Origin of the sequence: Paenibacillus oryzisoli, assembly GCF_050467285.1 — a bacterium.
Taxonomy (GTDB): domain Bacteria; phylum Bacillota; class Bacilli; order Paenibacillales; family NBRC-103111; genus Paenibacillus_E; species Paenibacillus_E oryzisoli_A.
In genome coordinates, this window is the sequence record NZ_JBCMUN010000006.1 from 636,059 (window position 1) to 656,432 (window position 20,374).

The 20,374-nt window shown below is 56.0% G+C and carries 19 protein-coding genes; 14 read left to right on the forward strand and 5 right to left on the reverse strand.

The features are described 5' to 3' along the window. Window positions 1–76: 76 nt before the first annotated feature. From ABE504_RS11615 to ABE504_RS11660, 10 genes are all read left to right on the forward strand, one after another. On the forward strand, window positions 77–1,531 hold the full coding sequence (locus ABE504_RS11615; RefSeq protein WP_430088287.1) for an esterase-like activity of phytase family protein: 1,455 nt from the start codon (window positions 77–79) through the stop codon (window positions 1,529–1,531). 57 nt (window positions 1,532–1,588) lie between these two features. After that, window positions 1,589–1,726: a hypothetical protein gene (locus ABE504_RS11620; protein WP_430088289.1), complete on the forward strand. Its 138-nt coding sequence runs from the start codon at window positions 1,589–1,591 to the stop codon at window positions 1,724–1,726. Window positions 1,727–1,934: 208 nt separating this feature from the next. Beyond that, the gene (locus ABE504_RS11625) at window positions 1,935–4,004 is read left to right on the forward strand and encodes a bifunctional aldolase/short-chain dehydrogenase (RefSeq protein ID WP_430088291.1); all 2,070 of its coding nucleotides are present in this window, start codon (window positions 1,935–1,937) and stop codon (window positions 4,002–4,004) included. A gap of 69 nt (window positions 4,005–4,073) precedes the next feature. Then, window positions 4,074–5,294, forward strand: coding sequence for an L-rhamnose isomerase (rhaI, locus tag ABE504_RS11630; protein WP_430088293.1), 1,221 nt, complete (start codon window positions 4,074–4,076; stop codon window positions 5,292–5,294). Then, on the forward strand, window positions 5,291–6,763 hold the full coding sequence (locus ABE504_RS11635; protein WP_430088295.1) for a rhamnulokinase: 1,473 nt from the start codon (window positions 5,291–5,293) through the stop codon (window positions 6,761–6,763). The genes rhaI and ABE504_RS11635 overlap by 4 nt, the downstream gene beginning before the upstream one ends. Before the next feature lie 15 nt (window positions 6,764–6,778). After that, the gene (locus ABE504_RS11640) at window positions 6,779–7,540 is read left to right on the forward strand and encodes a DeoR/GlpR family DNA-binding transcription regulator (RefSeq protein WP_430088297.1); all 762 of its coding nucleotides are present in this window, start codon (window positions 6,779–6,781) and stop codon (window positions 7,538–7,540) included. Between the two features lie 87 nt (window positions 7,541–7,627). After that, entirely contained in the window at window positions 7,628–8,356 is a 729-nt protein-coding gene (locus ABE504_RS11645; protein WP_430088299.1) for a (Fe-S)-binding protein, read from the forward strand. Beyond that, entirely contained in the window at window positions 8,353–9,870 is a 1,518-nt protein-coding gene (locus ABE504_RS11650) for a LutB/LldF family L-lactate oxidation iron-sulfur protein (RefSeq protein WP_430088301.1), read from the forward strand. The genes ABE504_RS11645 and ABE504_RS11650 overlap by 4 nt, the downstream gene beginning before the upstream one ends. Beyond that, the gene (locus ABE504_RS11655) at window positions 9,863–10,594 is read left to right on the forward strand and encodes a LutC/YkgG family protein (RefSeq protein WP_430088303.1); all 732 of its coding nucleotides are present in this window, start codon (window positions 9,863–9,865) and stop codon (window positions 10,592–10,594) included. Before ABE504_RS11650 ends, ABE504_RS11655 begins: the two co-directional genes overlap by 8 nt. A gap of 15 nt (window positions 10,595–10,609) precedes the next feature. After that, complete coding sequence (locus ABE504_RS11660; protein ID WP_430088305.1) at window positions 10,610–11,326, forward strand: FadR/GntR family transcriptional regulator; 717 nt, start codon at window positions 10,610–10,612, stop codon at window positions 11,324–11,326. A gap of 151 nt (window positions 11,327–11,477) precedes the next feature. Here ABE504_RS11660 and ABE504_RS11665 read toward each other — a convergent pair whose 3' ends face one another. Together ABE504_RS11665 and ABE504_RS11670 are read right to left on the reverse strand one after the other, a co-directional pair. Then, window positions 11,478–11,648: a hypothetical protein gene (locus ABE504_RS11665; protein WP_430088307.1), complete on the reverse strand. Its 171-nt coding sequence runs from the start codon at window positions 11,646–11,648 to the stop codon at window positions 11,478–11,480. A gap of 37 nt (window positions 11,649–11,685) precedes the next feature. Continuing rightward, window positions 11,686–12,354, reverse strand: a complete 669-nt coding sequence (locus tag ABE504_RS11670; RefSeq protein ID WP_430088309.1) for a hypothetical protein — start codon at window positions 12,352–12,354, stop codon at window positions 11,686–11,688. Window positions 12,355–12,550: 196 nt separating this feature from the next. Here ABE504_RS11670 and ABE504_RS11675 point away from each other — a divergent pair, with 196 nt between their 5' ends. Continuing rightward, on the forward strand, window positions 12,551–13,216 hold the full coding sequence (locus ABE504_RS11675; protein ID WP_430088311.1) for an ABC transporter ATP-binding protein: 666 nt from the start codon (window positions 12,551–12,553) through the stop codon (window positions 13,214–13,216). A 59-nt stretch (window positions 13,217–13,275) separates the two neighbouring features. Here the strand turns inward: ABE504_RS11675 and ABE504_RS11680 are convergent, their stop codons facing one another. Beyond that, window positions 13,276–14,085: a phytanoyl-CoA dioxygenase family protein gene (locus ABE504_RS11680; protein WP_430088313.1), complete on the reverse strand. Its 810-nt coding sequence runs from the start codon at window positions 14,083–14,085 to the stop codon at window positions 13,276–13,278. Between the two features lie 147 nt (window positions 14,086–14,232). Between ABE504_RS11680 and ABE504_RS11685 the strand changes: the two genes are divergently transcribed. Then, a complete protein-coding gene (locus ABE504_RS11685; protein WP_430088315.1) occupies window positions 14,233–15,057 on the forward strand; it encodes a helix-turn-helix domain-containing protein in 825 nt (274 codons plus the stop codon). A 499-nt stretch (window positions 15,058–15,556) separates the two neighbouring features. Here the strand turns inward: ABE504_RS11685 and ABE504_RS11690 are convergent, their stop codons facing one another. Both ABE504_RS11690 and ABE504_RS11695 read right to left on the reverse strand, forming a co-directional pair. Next, complete coding sequence (locus tag ABE504_RS11690) at window positions 15,557–16,393, reverse strand: sugar phosphate isomerase/epimerase family protein (protein ID WP_430088317.1); 837 nt, start codon at window positions 16,391–16,393, stop codon at window positions 15,557–15,559. A gap of 404 nt (window positions 16,394–16,797) precedes the next feature. After that, on the reverse strand, window positions 16,798–17,508 hold the full coding sequence (locus ABE504_RS11695; RefSeq protein ID WP_430088319.1) for a FadR/GntR family transcriptional regulator: 711 nt from the start codon (window positions 17,506–17,508) through the stop codon (window positions 16,798–16,800). 119 nt (window positions 17,509–17,627) lie between these two features. Between ABE504_RS11695 and ABE504_RS11700 the strand changes: the two genes are divergently transcribed. Both ABE504_RS11700 and ABE504_RS11705 read left to right on the forward strand, forming a co-directional pair. Next, entirely contained in the window at window positions 17,628–19,043 is a 1,416-nt protein-coding gene (locus ABE504_RS11700; RefSeq protein WP_430088321.1) for an FAD-binding oxidoreductase, read from the forward strand. Further along, on the forward strand, window positions 19,036–20,367 hold the full coding sequence (locus ABE504_RS11705; RefSeq protein WP_430088323.1) for a (Fe-S)-binding protein: 1,332 nt from the start codon (window positions 19,036–19,038) through the stop codon (window positions 20,365–20,367). Before ABE504_RS11700 ends, ABE504_RS11705 begins: the two co-directional genes overlap by 8 nt. Window positions 20,368–20,374: the final 7 nt, after the last annotated feature.

A 20,374-nucleotide genomic window follows, 5' to 3' on the forward strand; every position in this document is an offset into this window, starting at 1 on the left:
CTTCGATTAACATTCCTTTGCTATAAGTAAAGGGTGACTTATTATTCGTGCTAATCGAAGGGAGCTTTGCAGAGAGATGAAAAAATGGATCGCACAAACGTCAATGCTGCTTACACTTAGCGTGGCTGTGACAGGTACGGCTGTCGCGGCAACGAAGAGCGGCGAAACTTCCGAACAAATTACATACGCTAACAATGGGAAAACGGTTGTTCCGAGCACCCCTGCTGTTAATATTGAGGGCAGCTTGTACTTGCCTGTGCGCGCGCTGGCGGAAGCTACCGGCAAATATGTCGATTGGGACGAGTTCCGCAGCAGCGTAGCGATGACGGACAAGCCTGCTCTGACCGGGAAATACGAACTGAAAGCTCCTAATTTGGCCGATGGTATTAAAATGGGTGTAGGCTCCTCGCTGACGCACCTTCCGGGGGATCCGGACAATGTGTTCTATACGACGGCGGATCGCGGGCCGAACGGACAAATCGACGTCAACGGCAAAACGCTCCGCACATTCCCGCTCCCGAACTACACGCCGACAATTTATAATATTGAAGCGAGCGGCGGCGAGATTAAAATTTTGGACAAATGGCCGCTAAAGCTGTCCGGCAATGATCCGGTTTCGGGAACAAGCGCGATTACGGGCTTGCCGAACATTAAAGGTCGTGACGAAGCGCCGTTCGATCCAAAAGGTGAAAAAGAACTGGCTTACGATCCATATGGTTTGGATATCGAAGGGCTTGCGTACAATCCGACGGACGATACGTTCTGGATCTCCGACGAGTACGGCCCGTCCATCGTTCACGTGAAGCGTGACGGCACGATCATCGAGCGTATCGTACCGCAAGGGTGGGCGTCGCAAGCGGCGACGCCGCTCGTGCCTGCGCGTGAAACGCTGCCGGCCGTCTATAACAAGCTTCGCCAAAACCGCGGAGCGGAAGCGGTCGGCATTACGCCGGACGGCAAATACATGTTCATGGCGATGCAAAACGCGCTTCGCAATCCGGACAAAGCGATGGACAACTCCCGTCAGGTTCGCATCCTGAAGTTCGATTTGGCGACGCTGAAGCCGGTGGCCGAGTTTACCTACTTGCTGGAGGATGCCAAGCAGTTTAAGGATTTAGCGCAAGGAGACATCGTGATTTCCGACCTTGTGGCCGTGAACGAGAACACGCTGCTCATCGACGAGCGCGACAAGTTCACCGGCGATAAGGCGCAGCTGAAACGCATTTATCAAGTGGATTTGTCGACAGCGACGAACGTTCTTGGCAAGTACGACAGCGCGGATGCGGCTGGCAAGACGTTGGAGCAAATGAGCGTGCAGGATCTGAAAACGAACAGCATTTTGCCTGTAAAAAAATGGACGGTGCTGGACGCGGTAGGCTTCAAGTTCCCGTATGAAAAAATCGAAGGCGTTTCGCTGGTGAATGGCGATACACTTGTGATTACGAACGACAACGATTTCGGCATCGACAGCACGACGCCCGAGAATGGGACGCTGTTGTGGACGTTTAAGCTGCCTTATAAAATTCAATAATGCGTATTGTGAACCCAAAACCGTTCTTTTAAGCGGTTTTGGGTTTCTTTTTGCTCAATGGGGGAAAGTATTATCGCGGTAAATGGCAGCAATGGCCTCGGCAACGGAGGCAGCCTGCAGAACGGTAACAGCAACGACGCGGACGAAGATCAGAAGAAAAGGACATGCTGCTTCGGCGGTGTGTCCTATTTATAAGTAGGAGTAGGCTGAGCAAGGGAGACAGCAAACTGAACTGGAATTCCTCCCGTATAATTCCAGTTGAGCAGTTGAGGCAGCTTGCCCCCGATTTTCTGTATATGTGTTTGTTTTTCTTTTTTTATATATACAAATCTGTGTTTCGGTGCTAATATAAAAACATAAAAGCGAAAACAAAAATAAATGCAAATAAACGGAGGTTATTTTCATGGTACAAAGTTTGTGGGACAACCAAGAAGCGTCCAAACTGCAAAGCGGTCTGGATCAACTCGTTTATCGTTCGAATATCATCGGCACTGATCGCCGTGTATGCAACTGGGGTGGCGGCAACACATCCTCCAAAACGATCGTAAAAGATTTCCGCGGCCGCGACGTCGAAGTGATGTTTGTAAAAGGCAGTGGCTCCGACCTCGCTACAATGAAAGCGGGCAACTTTACAGGTCTGCGCATGGAGGATATTCGCCCTCTTTTCGAGAAAGAAGAAATGCCGGACGCAGAAATGGTTGCTTACCTTGCAAACTGCATGATCGACGCGAAACACCCGCGTGCCTCCATTGAAACCTTGCTTCACGCGTTCCTGCCGTTCAAGCACGTCGACCACACGCATCCAGACGCGATCATCTCGCTCTGCTGCGCAGACAACGGGAAAGAAATCGCAAAAGAAATTTTTGGCGACCGCTTCGTTTGGGTACCTTATGTACGTCCTGGCTTCACGCTCTCCAAAATGATCGCAGAAGGCGTACTGGCCAACCCTAACGCTGAACTCGTTCTCATGGAAAAACACGGCCTGGTCACTTGGGGCGAAACGTCCGAAGCCTGCTATGCCCAAACCATCAAAATCATCTCCGAAGCCGAAGCTTACATCGAAGCTCGCGTGAACGAAGACAAACTGTTCGGCGGGGCAAAATACGAAGCACTTGCGCCTGAAGTTAGACGCGCAGTAGCAGCGCAAGTGATGCCAACCATCCGCGGCGCTGTCAGCGACGTGAAAAAAATGATCCTGACGTTCGACGACGAAGCGGACGTTCTGGGCTTTGCAAGTTCGCAAGACGCAGCAACGCTGTCTCAAGTTGGCGCAGCTTGCCCGGACCACTTGGTACACACGAAAGTCGTTCCTCTCTACATCAACTGGGAGCCAAATGCAGATGACGTGGAAGGTTTGAAAGCGAAGCTGAAAGAAGGCATCTCGGCATACAAAGAGCAGTACCAAGCTTACTTTGAAAGAAACAAAAACGAAGGCGACGTGATGTTTGAAGCAGCGCCTCGCGTCATCTTGATCCCGGGCGTAGGGATGATCAACACAGGCAAGAACTGGGCAAACTCCCAAGTTAGTGGCGCTTTGTACCACCGTGCGGTAGCCGTTATGCGCGGCGCAACAGCGCTGGGCAACTTCGTTTCCCTGAGCGAAAACGAGTCCTACAACGTGGAGTACTGGCCGCTTGAGCTGTACAAATTGAGCCTTGCGCCGGCGGAAGCGGAATTCTCCCGCAAAGTCGCGTTCATCACAGGCGGAGCCGGCGGTATCGGCAGCGAAACGGCACGCAGACTCGTCTCCGAAGGCGCGCACGTCGTGCTGGCTGACTTGAACCTTGAAGGTGCGGAAAAGGTAGCGGCTGAAATCAACGCGAAATACGGCGAAAACCGTGCGATCGCGGTAAAAGTTGACGTAACCAGCGAAGAATTGGTTGCTGCGGCTTATGCGGAAACAGCGCTCGCTTACGGTGGCGTGGACATTATCGTCAACAACGCGGGTCTGGCGACGTCGAGTCCTTTTGACGAAACTTCCTTGAAAGAATGGAACTTGAACATGAACGTGCTCGGCACAGGGTACTTCCTCGTTGCCCGCGAAGCGTTCAAATTGATGAAAACACAAGGCATCGGCGGCAACATGGTCTTCATCGGTTCCAAAAACTCCGTCTACGCTGGTAAAAACGCGACAGCGTACAGCGCGGCGAAAGCACTCGAAGCTCACCTTGCACGTTGTATCGCAGCAGAAGGCGGCGAGTTCGGCATCCGTGTCAACACGATTCTGCCTGACGCGATTCTTCAAGGCTCCGCGATCTGGAACGGCTCCTGGAGAAACGAGCGTGCAGCAGCATACGGCATCGAGCCGGATCAACTGGAAGAGTACTACCGTAAACGTACGACTTTGCTCGTAAACATTTTCCCAAGAGACATCGCAGAAGGAATTGCGTTCTTCGCTTCCTCCAAGTCCGATAAAACAACAGGCTGCATGCTGACCATCGACGGCGGCGTACCTGCGGCATTTACACGATAAGACAACTTACAGGAGCGTCGGTTTAGGTCGGCGCTTCCTTTCCTATCTACTATTGAAAGGGTGTTCACAATGACAGATCGCGCTTACGCATTATTTGAAGAACAACAAAAAGCAAGAGGCATTGACCTTGACCAAGTGAAAACGCAGCTAAAAGCGCTCAAAATCGAAACACCGTCCTGGGGTTACGGCGACTCCGGTACTCGTTTTAAAGTGTTCCAAAAAGAAGGCGTGCCGCGCAATCCGTTCGAAAAATTCGAAGATGCTGCGCAAGTTCACGGTTTGACTGGCCTTTGCCCATCCGTTGCGATCCACATTCCATGGGATAAAGTCGAAGACTACGGCAAGCTGCGCAACCATGCGGAAGGTCTGGGCCTCAAAATCGGCGCGGTGAACCCGAACCTTTTCCAAGAAGACGATTACATGCTGGGCAGCGTAACGAACGCGGATGCTGCGATTCGCCGCAAAGCGATCAACCATCTGCTGGAGTGCGTGGACATTGCCAAAGAAACCGGCTCCCGCGATCTGAGCCTTTGGTTTGCTGACGGCACGAACTACCCGGGCCAAGGCGACATCCGCAAACGTAAAAACTGGATGCTGGAAGCGCTTGGTGAAATGTACAAAGCGATGACACCGGAAATGCGCATGCTGATCGAATACAAATGCTTCGAGCCTGCGTTCTACCACACAGATATTGCGGATTGGGGCATGGCGTTCAACTACGCGCTCAAGCTCGGCCCTCAAGCGGAAGTGCTTGTGGATACAGGTCACCACCTGCCAGGGGCAAATATCGAGCACATCGTGGCTTACTTGCTGGACGAAAAACGTCTGGGCGGCTTCCACTTCAACTCCCGTAAATATGCGGACGACGATTTGATTGTCGGTACAACGAATCCGTATGAATTGTTCTTGATTTTCTATCAAATTTTGAATGCATCCCGTGATCAAGATGCTGCGATTCGCGACAACGTGGCGAATATCGCGTACATGATCGACCAATCGCATAATATTGAGAAGAAAATTCCTGCAATGCTGCGTTCCGTCCTGAACGTGCAAACGCAATTCGCGAAAGCGCTGCTGATCAACCACGCGGAGATCGAAGAAGCGCAAGCGAACGGCGACGTGCTGGGCGCGGAAGACGCGGTGCGCAGAGCGTTTGAATTCGACGTAACGCCGCTGCTGCACGCAATCCGCGAAGAGCAAGGCTTGCCGCTCGATCCGATGAAAGCGTACATGTCCAGCGCGTACGGCAAAGATATTTTGGTGAGAGGCAAGGGCGGTGCTTCCTGGTGAGCATCCTTGCCTACGATTTAGGGGCGAGCAGCGGCAGAGCGCTGCTCGGCCGCTTGACCGATCGGCGCATTGAAACAGAAGAGCTTCACCGTTTTTCCAATGATCCGGTTTCCGTAGGGAACCGGCTTCAGTGGGATATTTTGCGCCTGTATCATGAGATCAAGGCGGGGCTGCTCAGGGCGAAGCAAGGCGGACACGAGGTGCACAGCATCGGCATCGACTCCTGGGCCGTCGACTTCGGCCTTATCGGCCAGAACGGCGAGCTGCTCGGCAATCCGTACCATTACCGCGATCCGCACACCGACGGTGTGATGGAGAAGCTGATGGCGGAGTTGACGCCGTCTCACATTTTTGGCAAAACCGGCATTCAGTTTCTGCCGTTCAATACGATTTATCAGCTGGCGGCTTTGAAATCGGCGAACTCGCCGGTCCTTCAAGCAGCGGATAAGTTCTTGATGATTCCCGACCTGCTCCGGTATTTCTTGACCGGTGAGATGTTCAATGAGTTCTCGAATGCGACGACGACGCAGTTCTACAATCCGGTCACGATGAGCTGGGACCGTGACTTGCTTGCGGCGATCGGCGTGCCGGCAACCTTGTTCGGTACGGTCGTACAGCCGGGCGCGAGCGTTGGTCAGCTTCGCCCCTCGGTGCAGAGCGAGCTGGGCGTCGGCGCCATTCCGGTGATCGCCGTCGCCGAGCACGATACAGGCTCAGCGGTGGCGGCAGTGCCGGCGCTTGAGAAATCTTTTGCCTACTTAAGTTGCGGCACTTGGTCCCTGATGGGTACGGAAGTGGATGCGCCTGTGATCAACGAAACTTCGCAGCGGCTGAACTTCACGAATGAAGGCGGCGTGGGCGGCACGTTCCGTCTGCTGAAAAACATTATGGGCCTCTGGATTCTCCAGGAGACCAAACGCGAATGGGATCGCGCGGGACAGAACTATACTTTCCCAGAGCTCGTGCAGCTTGCCGATCAGGCGCCGGCTTTCCAGGCTTGGATCGATCCGGACGATGTGCTGTTCCTGCACGCCGGGGATATGACGCCGCGCATTCGCCAGTACTGTCAGCAAACCGGGCAGCGTGCGCCGGAAAGCCCTGGTGAAGTTGTCCGTTGTATCATGGAGAGTCTCGCGTTAAAATATCGGTATGTGCTTGGGATGACGGAAGAAGTGTCCGCGCAGCGTTTTAACGGCCTGCATATGGTTGGCGGCGGCATTAATAATGAGCTGCTCTGCCAATGGACGTCGAATGCCATCGGCAAACCGGTATGGGCAGGACCTGCGGAAGGCAGCGCTATCGGCAACCTGGCGGTTCAGTGGATTGCCCGCGGGGAGTTCGCGGACATTTGGGAAGCGCGCAAGGTCATTCGCGAGTCGTTCCCTGTGAAGGTGTATGAGCCTGCGCAGCGTGACGCTTGGGAGGACGCTTACGGTCGTTTCCTCGCAGTAACAGGGATTTTGGCGTAGAAAAGAGGGTTTCGTATGTTAGTAGCAGAGCGGTATGAAAAGATTGTGCAGGTCGTGAACGAGCGCGGCAGCATTCGTGTGTCTGAGCTTAGTGAGCTGTGCCAGGTGACAGAGGAGACGATCCGCCGCGATCTGGACCGGCTGGAGCAGGATGGCCGTCTGCGCAGATCCCACGGAGGCGCGGTGTCCGTCAAGGAGAATCAGACGAGTGAGACGCCTTTTTTTGAACGGGAAACGATGTTCTCCGAGGAAAAGAAGCGAATTGCGCGCGAGGCGATCAACTGGATTCAGCCGCATGACCGCATCATTTTGGATGCCTCCACAACAGCTTGGTATATGGCGTCCATACTTCCGGACATTCCGCTCACGGTGCTAACCAATTCGATCAAGGTCGCGATGGAGCTGGCCGGCAAGGAGAAAGTGAAAGTCATCTCCACCGGCGGTCAGCTCGCCAAGCGCTCGTTATCGTACGTAGGACCTTTGGCGGAGCGTTCGCTCGATCATTATCACGTCGACAAGCTGTTTCTTTCCTGCAAAGGCGTGCATGCCACTCGGGGCATCAGCGAATCCGATGAGCTCCAGGCCGGTGTGAAGCAGAAAATGATCGAGCTGGCCGATCAAGTCATTCTCATTGCGGATGCCAGCAAAATCGGCGTGCGAGCCTTTACGCAGGTCGGCGTACTGTCGGATGTCGACGTTCTGATTACAGACGATCGGGTGACAGGCGAGCTGCGGGAGCAAATTGAGGAGATTGGCATTTCAGTCAAAATCGTTTAATATAGAGAGAACCTGATTGTAAGGGTTCTTCTTTTTACTTCAACTTGTCTGACAACCTGACAATCTTACACTTATTGAGGTGGAACTATGAAAGTGTCCTTATTTATCACATGTTTATCGGACGCGATTTACCCCCGTGTCGGGGAGGCAATGGTACGGATTTTAGCCAAGCATGGGGTGAAGCTTGATTTTCCTCCTATTCAAACGTGCTGCGGTCAGCCGGCGTACAACAGCGGATACTGGGATGAGGCGCGCGCCACGGCGAAAACGATTGTGGAAGCGTTTGAAGACAGCGATTTTGTCATCGCGCCTTCCGGCTCTTGCACGTACATGATTCATCACTATGGCAATTTGTTCAAGGATGACCCGGTCATGCTGGCCAAGGCGGAGAAGCTGCAGCAGAAGACATATGAGTTCACGCAGTTTTTGGTGCAGGTGCTGAATGTGACCGATCTGGGGGCAAAATTCCCGCATAAAGTGACATATCATCCTTCCTGCCACGGCAGTCGACTGCTGGGCGTAAAAGACGAACCGATGGAGCTGCTGGAGAACGTGAAGGGCCTGGAGTTCGTGCCGCTGCCTTTTGCGGAGGATTGCTGCGGTTTCGGGGGCACATTCGCGGTGAAAATGGCGGATATTTCAGGTGCGATGGTGACGGAAAAGGTAGACCACGTGAAAGAGACGGAAGCCGAAGTGCTCGTCGGTCTCGATATGGCTTGTCTCATGAATATCGCCGGCAATTTGCGCTACCGGAATGAGCCTGTGAGAGTCATGCATTTGGCGGAACTACTGTATGAAGGGGTGAAACAGGCATGAGCGGCAACCACGGAACGGCTGGAACGGTAAAAGAACGCGCAGAGCTGGCGCTAAACGACGAGTTTCTGCGCAATGCGGTCAAATTTACGACCGAGCGGCTGCGCGGCGGCAAGAAGAAGGCGTCGGCCGAGCATGGCAACTGGGACGAATGGCGCGAAAGAGGGCGCCAAATTCGGCTGCATACGATTGCGCATCTCGACTATTATTTGAACTTGTTTGCGGATAACGCGCGCGCCAACGGGGTGAACGTGCATTTCGCCGAAACGTCGGCGGATGCGGTGAAAATTGCGCTTGAAATTGCTCAGCGCAAGCAGGCGAAAACCGTCGTCAAATCGAAGTCGATGGTGACGGAAGAGCTGCATCTTAACCATGCGCTGGAAGGGATCGGCGTTGAGGCGATTGAGACGGATCTCGGTGAGTACATTATTCAACTGGCGGGAGAGACGCCTTCGCACATCATAATTCCAGCGATTCACAAAAATCGGTACCAAATCGCGGATTTGCTCTCCAAGGATGCGGGCGAGACGCTGGCGCCGGATACGTCCATTCTCGCAGGCTTCGTCCGCAAAAAGCTGAGAGAGAAGTTCCTCGAAGCGGACATCGGCATGACCGGGTGCAATTTTGCCATTGCGGAGACAGGTTCGATGGTCTTGTTTGAAAATGAAGGCAACGCCCGCATGGTCACGACCGTGCCGAAAACGCAAATCACGCTCATGGGCATGGAGCGGATCATCCCGTCCTGGACGGACCTTGAGGTCATGGCGACGCTGCTGCCGCGTTCAGCAACCGGCCAGAAGTTGACCGTGTACATGTCCGGCATTACAGGCCCTCGTCGCGATGTGGACGGCGACGGTCCGGAAGAGATGCACATTATCATCGTCGATAATGGGCGTTCCTTGCAGCTCGGCGATCCGGAGTTCCAGGAGCTGCTCAACTGCATTCGTTGCGGCGCGTGTCTCAACGCCTGCCCGGTGTACCGCCATATCGGCGGCCACGCTTACGGCGGTACGTACAGCGGCCCGATCGGCGCGGTGCTGACGCCCGCGCTGCAGAAGAACGTCGCAGAGTGGGACGACATCGCGAACGCGTCAAGCCTGTGCGGCGCCTGTTATGAGGCCTGCCCGGTCAAAATCCCGCTGCACGACATGCTCGTCTCGCTGCGCCGCCGCAAGGTGGAGAGCGGCCACGGAAACGCCATTGAAGCGATCGGGATGAAGGGATTCGCTGCGGTGATGGGCGGTTCCGGGCGGATGAAAGGGATTTTGAAGCTGGGCAAGCTCGGGCAGAAGCTCGTCGTCCGCGGCGGCGAAATCCGTACGAAGCTCGGCCCGCTGAAGGGCTGGAACTCGTACCGCGTGACGCCGAGCCTGCCGAAGCAAACGTTCCGCGAGGGCTGGAAGACGCTGGAAGAAGAGCTGCGCCACGGCTTGCAGGAGATCGATCCTGCCGTACAGCAGCGGATGGAAGCGATCGTGAAGGCGAGAAAAACCGGAGGAGGGCATGGTCATGGCTGATACACAAGAGCATAAGGCGTGGCTGAAGCAGATGGAGGAAGCGTCCCGCGCGAAGCAGGCGTCGTTCATGAACGGCATCGCAGCGAAGCTCGGGCGTGCGCGCGTGACGGAGAAGCCGGCTCATCCTTTCCGGGGGGCGCCGGACTTCTGGCAGGCGTTTGAGTGGCCGGTGGAGGAGCGCGTGGAGCGCTTTACAGAGAATTTTAAAGCGGCCGGGGGCCATGTGGTGCGTGTGGCGTCCATGGAGGATGCGAAGCAGTTCATCGTCGGCAAAGCCGGGGAGATGAAGGCGAAGTATGTGATTCGCCAGAATCAGGGAGAGCTGGACGCGCTCGGGCTGGAGGCTGAGCTGCCGGAGGCGAAGGTCAGCGTGTGGAACAGCGATCCCGAGGAGAATTGGAAAGCCCGCGCCGCCGAGGCGGATTTTGGCGTCGTGATCGCCGACTATGCAGCGGCGTACACCGGCTCGATGACGGTGCTTTCCTCGAAGGACAAGGGCCGCTCGGTGTCGCTGCTGCCGACGGTGCTCATGGCGATCATCCCGATCGAGCGCTTGAAAACCCGTCTCGGCGAAGCGCTGGTGAACTTCGATCTGGCGGGTAGAGAGAACTTGCCGGCGGGGATTCATTTTATATCGGGGCCGAGCCGTTCGGCCGATATTGAGAACGATTTGACGATCGGAGTACACGGCCCCGGCATCGTGCATGCGATTATCGTAGGCTAAGAGGAATGGTGCCAAGTGGACGTAACCAAATTGACGAAGCGCAATCACTATGAGGAAATTACCGAGCAATTGAAAGGGCTGATCCTGCAAGGGCAGCTCCAGGTTGGCGATAAGCTCCCTTCGACGAAGGAGCTGTCCGAGAAGTTCGGCGTCGGCCGCTCGACGACGCGCGAGGCGCTGAGCGCCCTGCGCGCGATGGGGCTCATCGAGATTCGCCAGGGCGGCGGCTGCACGGTGATTTCGTCGGCACCGGCGGAGCTCGACATGCCGAACCTGCCGGAGCTGGAGTCGCTGCGCGTCAACCGGACGAAGCTGTTCGAGCTGCTGGAGGCGCGGCACGCGCTTGAGGTGTCGAATGCGTCCATCGCGGCCGAGAAGCGGACGGAGGAGGATTTGGCGCAGCTCGGCAGCCTCATGCAGGAGATGAAGGCGTCGATCGGCCGCGAGGCGGAGGGGGAGCGGACGGATTTGCTGTTCCACCTCTCGCTCGCCAAGGCGACGCACAACAGCATCATGGTGCACCTGTTCGAGTCGATCATGACGCCGATTGAGGCGGCCATCCGCGAGACGCGGCGCGTGGAGATTTATGCCAACAGCCAGGTGGCCGAGCAGTTGTACGAGGAGCATTACCAGATCGTGCAGGCGGTGGCGGCGCAGGATAAGCAGTTGGCCGCAGCACGGATGCGCGCGCATCTGGAGCACGTGGAGAGCATTATTAAGCGGTATGTGTAGGGCAGCGCGCAGGCATGGTTGGAGACCACGGGGCCATCGTGGCGCCCACGAAAGGGATGAACTGGAGATCCTCCAGTTCATGGAGGGGCGGTGCCGCTGCCGGTGGGCCCGGGTAGCGCGCGGGTGGATGATGAACTGGAGATCCTCCAGTTCATTTTTGCTTTTTCCGCCGATTTGGGTGAGTGAACTGGAATTCCTCCAGTTCAGAAGCGCCAGTCGGCGCCCGCAGCCCGGAACCTCCCGAAATGAGCGGGAGGTTTTCCAGTTGAGCGGCGAGAAAGCCGCTCATTCGGCCAAATGAACTGGAGCTTTTCCAGTTCATGATGGGGCGAAGCCGCCTTTCTGAGCAGGAGTAGGCTTCACAAGCTGCGCAGCGCCTCCTGCGTCAGGGCGTACTGCATGACGCGGCTTGTTTTGCCGCGCTCCAGGGGCAGCAGCAGCCCTTTGGTGCTTAGTTTCTTCAACATGCCGACCGCAGTCCTGTGATCGATGCCAAAATGGCGCGAGACATCAACAGGCCGAATAGAAGATGCTTGTTGAACCGCTAATCGGAGCAGTTCTTTCTCTGCCATAACGGGTCGGCTGATAGCTGAACTGTTGGGCTGATAGCGGCTGAGCACCATACGCAGCAAAGTCTGGCATAGCTCTGACCGCTGCTCGACATCGTCGTAGGCGAAAGAAATGACGGGATAGCCCATGGCGTGCAGAAAAGTTTCGCGATTCAGCTCATGGCAATATTTGCTGCGGTCTATGTCTCGTACGTGGGCTGCATAGCCCTTAATTTCGATGAGGAGCTGAGCGCCTGGCGTTTTCCACATGAAATCGGCAAAATACGATCTGCCCCGCCAATCCATCACTTCATACTCGGGATGCAGCTCTGCCAAATGTCCGCAAACCGCCCACCACACATCACGTACAAACGCCGTTTCTCCATGGAGATGACCCCTCCCCAGTCTTCCGCGTCGCTCACCGGATCTGCTGGTTATATGGCGGGTTAACCAAGCATCATGATCGTTTTTAAAAGACATAAGCACACACTCCCTCTCATCGGCTAAAAAACAAAACGTCCCGTCGCATGCACACAGCATGAAATGGGACGTTCTTCGTCTTAGCAACAGTATAAGCCGATTGCAGCCTTGCTGACAAGCATCCAACATTTTCAGCTTACCTCCTGCGGGGCGGGAATAGACTGTATAAAGTCATTCTTTCAGGAGGGCGACGCGGATGACGATCATTCATATTGACAAGGTGAGCAAGTTCTACAATATGGGCGGAGAAATCATTACAGCGCTTGATCAAGTCTCGCTTGACATTGAGCAAGGAGAGTTCGTCGCGATTATGGGGCCGTCAGGCTCTGGAAAATCCACGTTCATGAACATTGTCGGCTGCCTGGATATGGCGGATCAGGGCCTCTATGCGCTCGACGGCACAGCGATTCACCGACTGAAGGATGCACAGCTTGCTGAAATTCGCAACAAGAAAATCGGGTTCGTGTTCCAGAACTTTAATTTGCTGCCGAGGCTTACGGCTTATGAAAATGTAGAGCTTCCCTTGATCTACCGCAATATTCCGCGAAAAGAGCGCGAGCCGATGGTGCTGCAGGCGCTGGCTTCCGTTGACATGCTGGACCGGCAGGAGCATTGGCCGGCCATGCTGTCCGGCGGGCAGCAGCAGCGGGTGGCGATTGCACGGGCGTTGGCAGGCGACCCTGCCATCCTGCTGGCGGATGAGCCGACAGGAGCGCTGGATTCGAAGACGGGCAAAGAGATATTGGATATTTTCAAAAGACTGCATGAACACGGTCGCACCGTCGTCCTGATTACGCATGATGAATGGGTGGGGGCGCAGGCGAAGCGGATCATCCGCTTCAAGGATGGTCGGTTGATATGAACAGCAAAACGGAACTCTCCAGCTGAGAGTTCCGTTTTTTCATGCGGTGTTGACCCAAATTAATGGTACGTAAACTCGCCGATCTCGATACCACACGGCCCGCCGTCCGGATTCGCTTCCAGCACGATTGCCGTACCGTCCGCTTTGTACAGCGGATTGTAGTGGTGGTTAATGCTCATGGCGGATGCGTTCGCGTAGTGGCAGATGAAGGCCCGCCGGAATTGATCTTTCGTTTTATTACGGTATGAACCGTGGATCAGATTGCCGTTGAAAAAGAGCACATCGCCTTTGTCCATACGGACCGGGATCACGACACCGTCTTTTGGCGGTTTGACGTAATGCGTCGTGAAGGATTCATCGCTATCTGCGCGGTCGGGGCAGACGATCTCATGCTCCTGCGTCTTCGGCACGACGAGCAGGCAGCCGTTCTCCTCATCCGTCGCATCGACGGCTGTCCAGGCGGCAATGCAGTTGCCAGGCTCCACTTTTAGATAAAAGTTGTCTTGGTGCAGCGCTTGCCCCTTGGAGCCTGGCGGCTTGTAATAAAACATGCTTTGGGCCGCATACGCTTCTTCGCCGTACAGATCGCCGAGCACCTCGAGAACGGGCTGGTGCAGCATGTAAGCTTTGGCGGTCTCGTTAAAACGGTGCGGGTGCATGACACGCGGATACCGTTTGAGCGGATCTTCCGTATGGCCGTCGAGTTTTGGTTCGAAATGGCCGGGAATCGTTTGCGTACTAATGGTTTCGAAGGTTGTCTCGATGTCAGAGAGATGTTCGGGTGAAAATAAACCTGGGATAATCAGATACCCTTCGGTATCAAAATGGGCTTTTTGCTCCGGGGTCAATCTTTGCAGGGTGACAGTCATGGTGTGTTCCTCCTTGGCATTTGGTTATTGAACTTGTAGCTTTAGTGTACCGGACCGCGGGGAAAGACTGAAGTAAGAAAGTAGCTGAAAACTATATGAATCCTGCTATAATATAAAAAAGACGATGACGCTCATGAGGTGATGCCGATGAAACCAACCAAGCAGGATGTGCCTTCGATTATTCGGGAAAGAGGGGAAACTTCAGTCATAGCAGGGCATTTTCATGAGTTTGAGGGCTACTCGACGCGCAGGCCGCACGGCATGAGCGATTGGTTGATGACTTTCACGCTTGAGGGAAGTGGCTATTTTCTCATCGGAGGAGAGGAACGATTCTGTCATGCCGGCGATGTCACGCTGATGCGGCCCGGCGTCTCGCACGAATATGGGACGAGGAAGAATGGGGGGAGCGGGGAGTGGCATTTTTTGTGGGTGCATTTTACCGATCGGGTGGCCGAAACGAGCTTGCTGCCAGAGACCGAGCTGCTGATCCATGCGGTGGAGCATGCCTCCTTGCGGTCACGCATCCAGCGAGCGTTCACGAGCATTGTCTCCGATTCCGTGGAGCGGGCGCCCTATTGGCAGGAACTGAGCGAGAATGCGCTGCGTGAAGTCATTTTGCTGCTGGCTCAGCGACTCACGACGCAGAGCGACCCGCGCATTGAGGAAGTGAAGCATCTACTGGCTTTGCGGATGCGGGAACAGGTGAGCGTGGAGGCGCTTGCGCGGGCCGTCGGTTTATCCGCTTCCCGACTAGCGCATGTGTACAAGGCGTCGACGGGCATGTCGATCATCGATTCGCTGAACGAGATGCGGATTCGGCAGGCGGCCATCCTGCTCGCGCATACGGACCGGCTTGCCACGGAAGTCGCCGTGGATGTCGGGTTTCAGAACTACAATCATTTTGCCGCGCAGTTTAAAAGGCGGTATGGGATGTCTCCAAGGGCGTATAAGGAGATGGGCGTGGGGAATTGATGGGGAGCACCCCGATAACCCAAGCAACCCCAGTAACTTCAGCACCTCCGGCACCTCAACGACGCCAACAACGCAGTTTACCTGCAAAAACTACATCAAACTTGTCCGAAATCTTCAAAAAACGGCTAAAAATTGTAAAATGTGCATCTAATTTTCGGAAAACGCGGGATTGTGCCCCTTTTTATATACACGGTACACGATTTAGCTGTATGTTTTACAAGTAAATGGGCAGTTTTTACACGATTACCCACTTTTAGCTGTACAAAATGCAGGTGCTCATCACTAGGAGAGCTTAAAATCGGACTCCACCGCATCCCATTGCCCCCGAACCGGTCCCCAATTAGAAAAATCCTGCACGTTTGCAGGATTTGATCACCGCTAGAAGCGGGAGCGGTGTAGTACGGTTTGCAATGCCAAAGGCATTTTGCAGGCTAAGCGCCGCGGTGAAGGCCGCTCCGAGACAAGGGCTGCGCGCGGGGAATCCCCCTCGCAGCGAATCTTAAGCCTCGGCCCAAGCCTGCTCGCCGAGCCGCTTCAGCACCAGCGCCTGCTTCCAGCGGTCGCTGGCTTCCTGCCCGTTCGCGCCGTGCGTGATCGCATAGGCCGGAGGCCCGAGCTCGCACACGAACGGGAACACGTCGCCGGCTGACGCCGTGCGGCGCCAGTTCGCCATGCCGATCCGCCACCAGCGGAGGAACGGCTGCACAGCCGGGTGGCCGGCGTCCTCGCCGACGTCCACCTGCACCTGATGCCCGTTGGACACACGGGCATGAATCGCGGACGCGCGCGTCAGCAGCGTCGCCAAGAGCCCTTCGGCCGTCTCGTCCGCGACGGCCCCGTCCATCGCTTCTCCCACCACGTAGTGGGAGAAGTCGATCGTGAGGCGCAGCTGCGGCAGTGCCTCGACGAGCTGCGCGGTGCGACGCAGATCCTGCGTGATGCGCCCGCGGTGCGTCTCCACAAATAACGGCAGGCTGGCCTCCTCCGCTTGCCGAATGAAGCCGCCGACGAAGTCAGCCGCCGGCTGGCCTTCCATATACGGATGCATGATCTGCGCATTCACGTATTGAACCCCGAACGCCTTGGCCCGCGCGAAAAAAGGCGCCAAATCGTCGCCCAGCTGCGGGAACGGCGCGGCGTGTACCCCGAACGAGAAGCCGTACGCATCCAGCAAGCGGCGCCATGTATCCGCTTCTGCAGGCTCCGGCAGCCGTCCTAGAATGCCGGAAAAACCGGCTTCCGCGATTTTTTCGAATTTTTCCTCCACTGTCCACTCCCTAACGCCGTTGCCGAGTCCTGTCATAGCCCACCAGGACTGCTGAACTTCTAGCCTCATGTCCATTTCCTCCGATCGTTGCGGCAGGAGACCGCGTCTCTTCCAACATTTTCCGATGATCATTATACGGCATGCCGTCCCGGAAAAATAGCTGTGATTTCGATTGCTTTTAGCACAAATCGCGCATAGTGCTCAAGTTGTATTTGTCGCATGATCTCATGTTGTTGTGTCAAATAGGCATAAGAGCGGTCAACTACGCTTAATTCATTTCTATTGCCAAATGTGGTGAAAATAAGCGTACCAAACCGCTTCTATGTGTGTTCCAATCGGCGCAAAATCGCAAAAAAGGCGCCAATAGAGGTGGCCTGCCAGGGCGCAAATAAGCGCGGTGAACCGCGCTTATTCACTTGCCCTTACCAGCAATGCCGGGCTCGCTTGCCCACGCCAGCGCTCGCAGTGCTCGCTTACTCCTCCGCCAGCGCCCGAATCACGCGGTCGACCTTCTGAATATGCTGCGTCATCGCCGCGGCCGCGCCGGCCTCGTCACGCGCGGCGATGGCATCGACGATCGCGCGGTGCTCCGCGAGCAGCCCTTCGGCGGACGCCCGCTCGGCGAAAAACCAAAGGCGCCGCGACGACTTCATGCCGCTTTGCAGGCGTTCCGTCAGTGATTCCATCATGCCGATGAGCAGGGAGTTGTGCGACGCTTGCGCGATCGTTTGATGGAAACGGATGTCCGCCAGCTCGCTCGCTTCCTCATCGCCGAGGGCGGTTTCCATCTCGCCGACAATGCGGCGCAGCGCTGCGATCTCCGCCTCGGTTGCCCGCGCCGCGGCGAGCGAGACGCAGCCGGTCTCGATGAACCGGCGAACTTCCTGCAGCTCCCGGAGGGACTGGCTTTGCTCGAACGAAAAGCCGCCGTCCGCAGGCTGCTCATTCGGCAGCGTCAAGCGGACGTACGTGCCGCCGCCGTGGCGAATGTCGACCCAGCCCATCGCCTTGAGGCCGCTCAGCGCCTCGCGGATCGTGGAGCGCCCGACCTGAAAGGCGGCGGCGAGATCGACGACGGTCGGCAGCTTCGTGCCTTTTGGATAAAAGCCGGAATCTATGCGGCTTCGCAATTCCTCCAGCACGATGTCCGATCCTTTTTGCGGTCTAACCTGCGGATATTCCATAAGAAAAGTCCCCCGTAAAATCATCTTTACCTGCATTGTATAATACGCTACAATAAGTGAAAAGTCATCAGATCACATGATGAATTATCGAGGGTAAGCGATTGAGGAGGGCGAGATACATGCTCAATGAACAGATCATTCAGAAGCTGCAAGCCATTGTGGGCCCGGCTTATTTTAAAACGGACCAGGAAACGCTGGTTACGCATTCCTACGACGGCACGCCGATGCTGCAAAGCTTACCGGACGGCGTCATTTATCCGGCGACGACGGCGGAAGTGTCCGCCATTATGAAAGTGCTCTCGGAGTACCGCATTCCGCTCGTGAGCCGCGGCTCCGGAACGAACCTGTGCGGGGGAACCGTTCCGCTGCAAGGCGGCATCGTCATGGTTATGCACCGCATGAACCAGATTCTCGAAATCGACCGCCAGAACTTGACGGCGACGGTTCAACCTGGGCTGATTACGAAGCAATTCATCGAGCAAATTGAAGCGATCGGCTTATTTTACCCGCCGGATCCGAGTTCTATGGCGATTTCGACCATCGGCGGCAACATTGCGGAATGCTCCGGCGGTTTGCGCGGCCTGAAATATGGCACAACGAAGGACTATGTCATTGGGCTGGAAGCCGTACTAGCGAACGGCGAAATCGTGCGCACGGGCGGGAAGCTGATGAAAGACGTAGCTGGCTACGACTTGACGAAGCTGCTAATTGGCTCGGAAGGGACGCTTGCGGTTATCACCGAAGCGACACTGAAGCTCATTCCGCCGCCGTTGTATAAGAAGACCATGCTGGCAATGTACAAGGACATTCAAGGGGCAGCCAGTACGGTGTCCAAAATCATTGAAAACCGCATCATCCCCGCAACGCTTGAAATTATGGACAATCCGACGATTCGCGTCGTGAACGATTTTGCGAAGCTGGGACTGCCGCTCGATATGGCGGCGATCCTGCTGATCGAGCAGGACGGCGATCAGGAAGCGGTCGAGCGCGACATTGCGAGCATCAGTGAAATTTGCGCATCAGAAGGCGCAGCGTCCGTTTCCATCGCGAGCACGCAGGAAGAAGCGCTCAAGCTGCTGACGGCGCGACGCAGCGCGCTGACCGCGCTCGCGCGGCTGCGCCCGACGACAATTCTAGAAGACGCGACGGTGCCGCGCTCGCGCATCGCGGATATGGTCATGGCGATCAACCGCATCGCGGAGAAGTACAACGTCACGATTTGCACATTCGGTCATGCCGGCGACGGCAATTTGCATCCGACCGCGACGACGGATGCGCGCGATCACGAAGAAATCGAACGGGTCGAGAAGGCGTTCGAGGAAATTTTTGAAGCGGCGATTTCCTTTGGCGGCACGATTACGGGTGAGCACGGCGTCGGCGTCGTAAAAGCGCCGTTCCTGGAGTGGAAGGTCGGCCCCGCAGGCATTCAGCTGATGAAGGGCATCAAGGATGCGTTCGACCCGCATCATATCCTGAATCCGGGCAAGCTGTTTGCCAAAGAATCCAGACGCAGGGTGGTGGTTCAGCATGGCTAGTGCAGCACAACTACAAGAAACGCTACGGCTCAAGCTAGATTATGAAGAGCTTACGAACTGCATGCGCTGCGGCTTCTGTCTGCCGCACTGTCCGACGTTCAAGGAGACCGGTGTGGAAGCCGAGTCTCCGCGTGGCCGTCTTGCGCTGATGAAAGCGGCGGTGGACGGCGTCCTTGAGCCGGGTGCAGGCTTTGAAGACCAGATGTATCACTGCCTCGGCTGCCGAGCCTGTGAGCCCGCTTGTCCGGCCGACGTTAAGTACGGACATCTGATCGAGCAGACGCGTGACGCGATCGAGGAGCATACGACGCAGCACCGCTGGTGGATCAAGCCGATCCGCAGCCTCGTCTTTAAGCAGTTGTTTCCATCGCAGAATCGTATGAAGCTGCTCGGTTACAGCCTGCGCTTTTACCAACAATCCGGTTTGCAAAAGCTGGCGCAAGGCACGGGCATTATGAAAATGTTTCCCGCGCACATGGCCGAGATGGAAGCGGTTTTGCCTCAAGCGTCCGGCAAAGGGGTCATCGAGCACCTTGGTACGTTCGTACCGGCGAAAGGCACGAAGGTCGGCACCGTCGGTATGTTTCGCGGCTGCCTGATGGATGTTCTGTTCACGCAGACGAACGTGCATACGGTGGAGCTTCTCTCCGAAGCTGGCTTCGACGTTGTCATTCCGGAAGCGCAAAACTGCTGCGGCGCGCTGCACGCGCACAGCGGCGAGACGTCGCAGGCGAAGGAGCTTGCGAAACGCAACATCGAGGCGTTCCAAGCGGCGGGCGTCGATTACATCATCTCGAATGCCGGCGGCTGCGGCGCGATTCTGATGGAGTACGACCATCTGCTGCATGACGAACCGGCGTGGAAGGAATCGTCCGCGTGGTTTGCAAAGCGGGTCAAAGATTTAAGCGCGATCCTCGTAGAGCACGGTCATACCCTTCCGTTCGCAGAAGCAGGATCGCAGCCGGAAGTCAGCGTCACATACCAGGACTCCTGTCATTTGAAGAATGTGATGAAGGGAGGCACGGCGCCGCGGCAGCTCATTAACTCGGCAGGCTCTTGCTCTTTCATCGAAATGAAAGACGCGGGCTCCTGCTGCGGCTCGGCGGGCATTTACAACCTCACACAGCCGGAGATGGCCGGCCAGTTGCTGGAGAAGAAAATGACGAATGCGAACGCCACAAACGCCCGTTACCTCGTAACGAGCAACCCGGGCTGTCTGCTGCAAATGAAGCTGGGCATCGCCAAGCACGGGCAGCAGGGCAAGATGGAAGCCGTGCATATCGCGGACTTCCTGCATGAACGTTTGGCGCAGCGCGCACACTAACGCATAC

Bases quoted from the DNA above. Each gene is read 5' to 3' on its own strand.
- ABE504_RS11615 (WP_430088287.1), top strand. From the start codon at position 77: ATGAAAAAATGGATCGCACAAACGTCAATGCTGCTTACACTTAGCGTG.
- ABE504_RS11620 (WP_430088289.1), top strand. From the start codon at position 1,589: ATGGGGGAAAGTATTATCGCGGTAAATGGCAGCAATGGCCTCGGCAAC.
- ABE504_RS11625 (WP_430088291.1), top strand. From the start codon at position 1,935: ATGGTACAAAGTTTGTGGGACAACCAAGAAGCGTCCAAACTGCAAAGC.
- rhaI (WP_430088293.1), top strand. From the start codon at position 4,074: ATGACAGATCGCGCTTACGCATTATTTGAAGAACAACAAAAAGCAAGA.
- ABE504_RS11640 (WP_430088297.1), top strand. From the start codon at position 6,779: ATGTTAGTAGCAGAGCGGTATGAAAAGATTGTGCAGGTCGTGAACGAG.
- ABE504_RS11645 (WP_430088299.1), top strand. From the start codon at position 7,628: ATGAAAGTGTCCTTATTTATCACATGTTTATCGGACGCGATTTACCCC.
- ABE504_RS11650 (WP_430088301.1), top strand. From the start codon at position 8,353: ATGAGCGGCAACCACGGAACGGCTGGAACGGTAAAAGAACGCGCAGAG.
- ABE504_RS11655 (WP_430088303.1), top strand. From the start codon at position 9,863: ATGGCTGATACACAAGAGCATAAGGCGTGGCTGAAGCAGATGGAGGAA.
- ABE504_RS11665 (WP_430088307.1), bottom strand. From the start codon at position 11,648: ATGAACTGGAAAAGCTCCAGTTCATTTGGCCGAATGAGCGGCTTTCTC.
- ABE504_RS11670 (WP_430088309.1), bottom strand. From the start codon at position 12,354: ATGTCTTTTAAAAACGATCATGATGCTTGGTTAACCCGCCATATAACC.
- ABE504_RS11675 (WP_430088311.1), top strand. From the start codon at position 12,551: ATGACGATCATTCATATTGACAAGGTGAGCAAGTTCTACAATATGGGC.
- ABE504_RS11680 (WP_430088313.1), bottom strand. From the start codon at position 14,085: ATGACTGTCACCCTGCAAAGATTGACCCCGGAGCAAAAAGCCCATTTT.
- ABE504_RS11685 (WP_430088315.1), top strand. From the start codon at position 14,233: ATGAAACCAACCAAGCAGGATGTGCCTTCGATTATTCGGGAAAGAGGG.
- ABE504_RS11690 (WP_430088317.1), bottom strand. From the start codon at position 16,393: ATGAGGCTAGAAGTTCAGCAGTCCTGGTGGGCTATGACAGGACTCGGC.
- ABE504_RS11695 (WP_430088319.1), bottom strand. From the start codon at position 17,508: ATGGAATATCCGCAGGTTAGACCGCAAAAAGGATCGGACATCGTGCTG.
- ABE504_RS11700 (WP_430088321.1), top strand. From the start codon at position 17,628: ATGCTCAATGAACAGATCATTCAGAAGCTGCAAGCCATTGTGGGCCCG.
- ABE504_RS11705 (WP_430088323.1), top strand. From the start codon at position 19,036: ATGGCTAGTGCAGCACAACTACAAGAAACGCTACGGCTCAAGCTAGAT.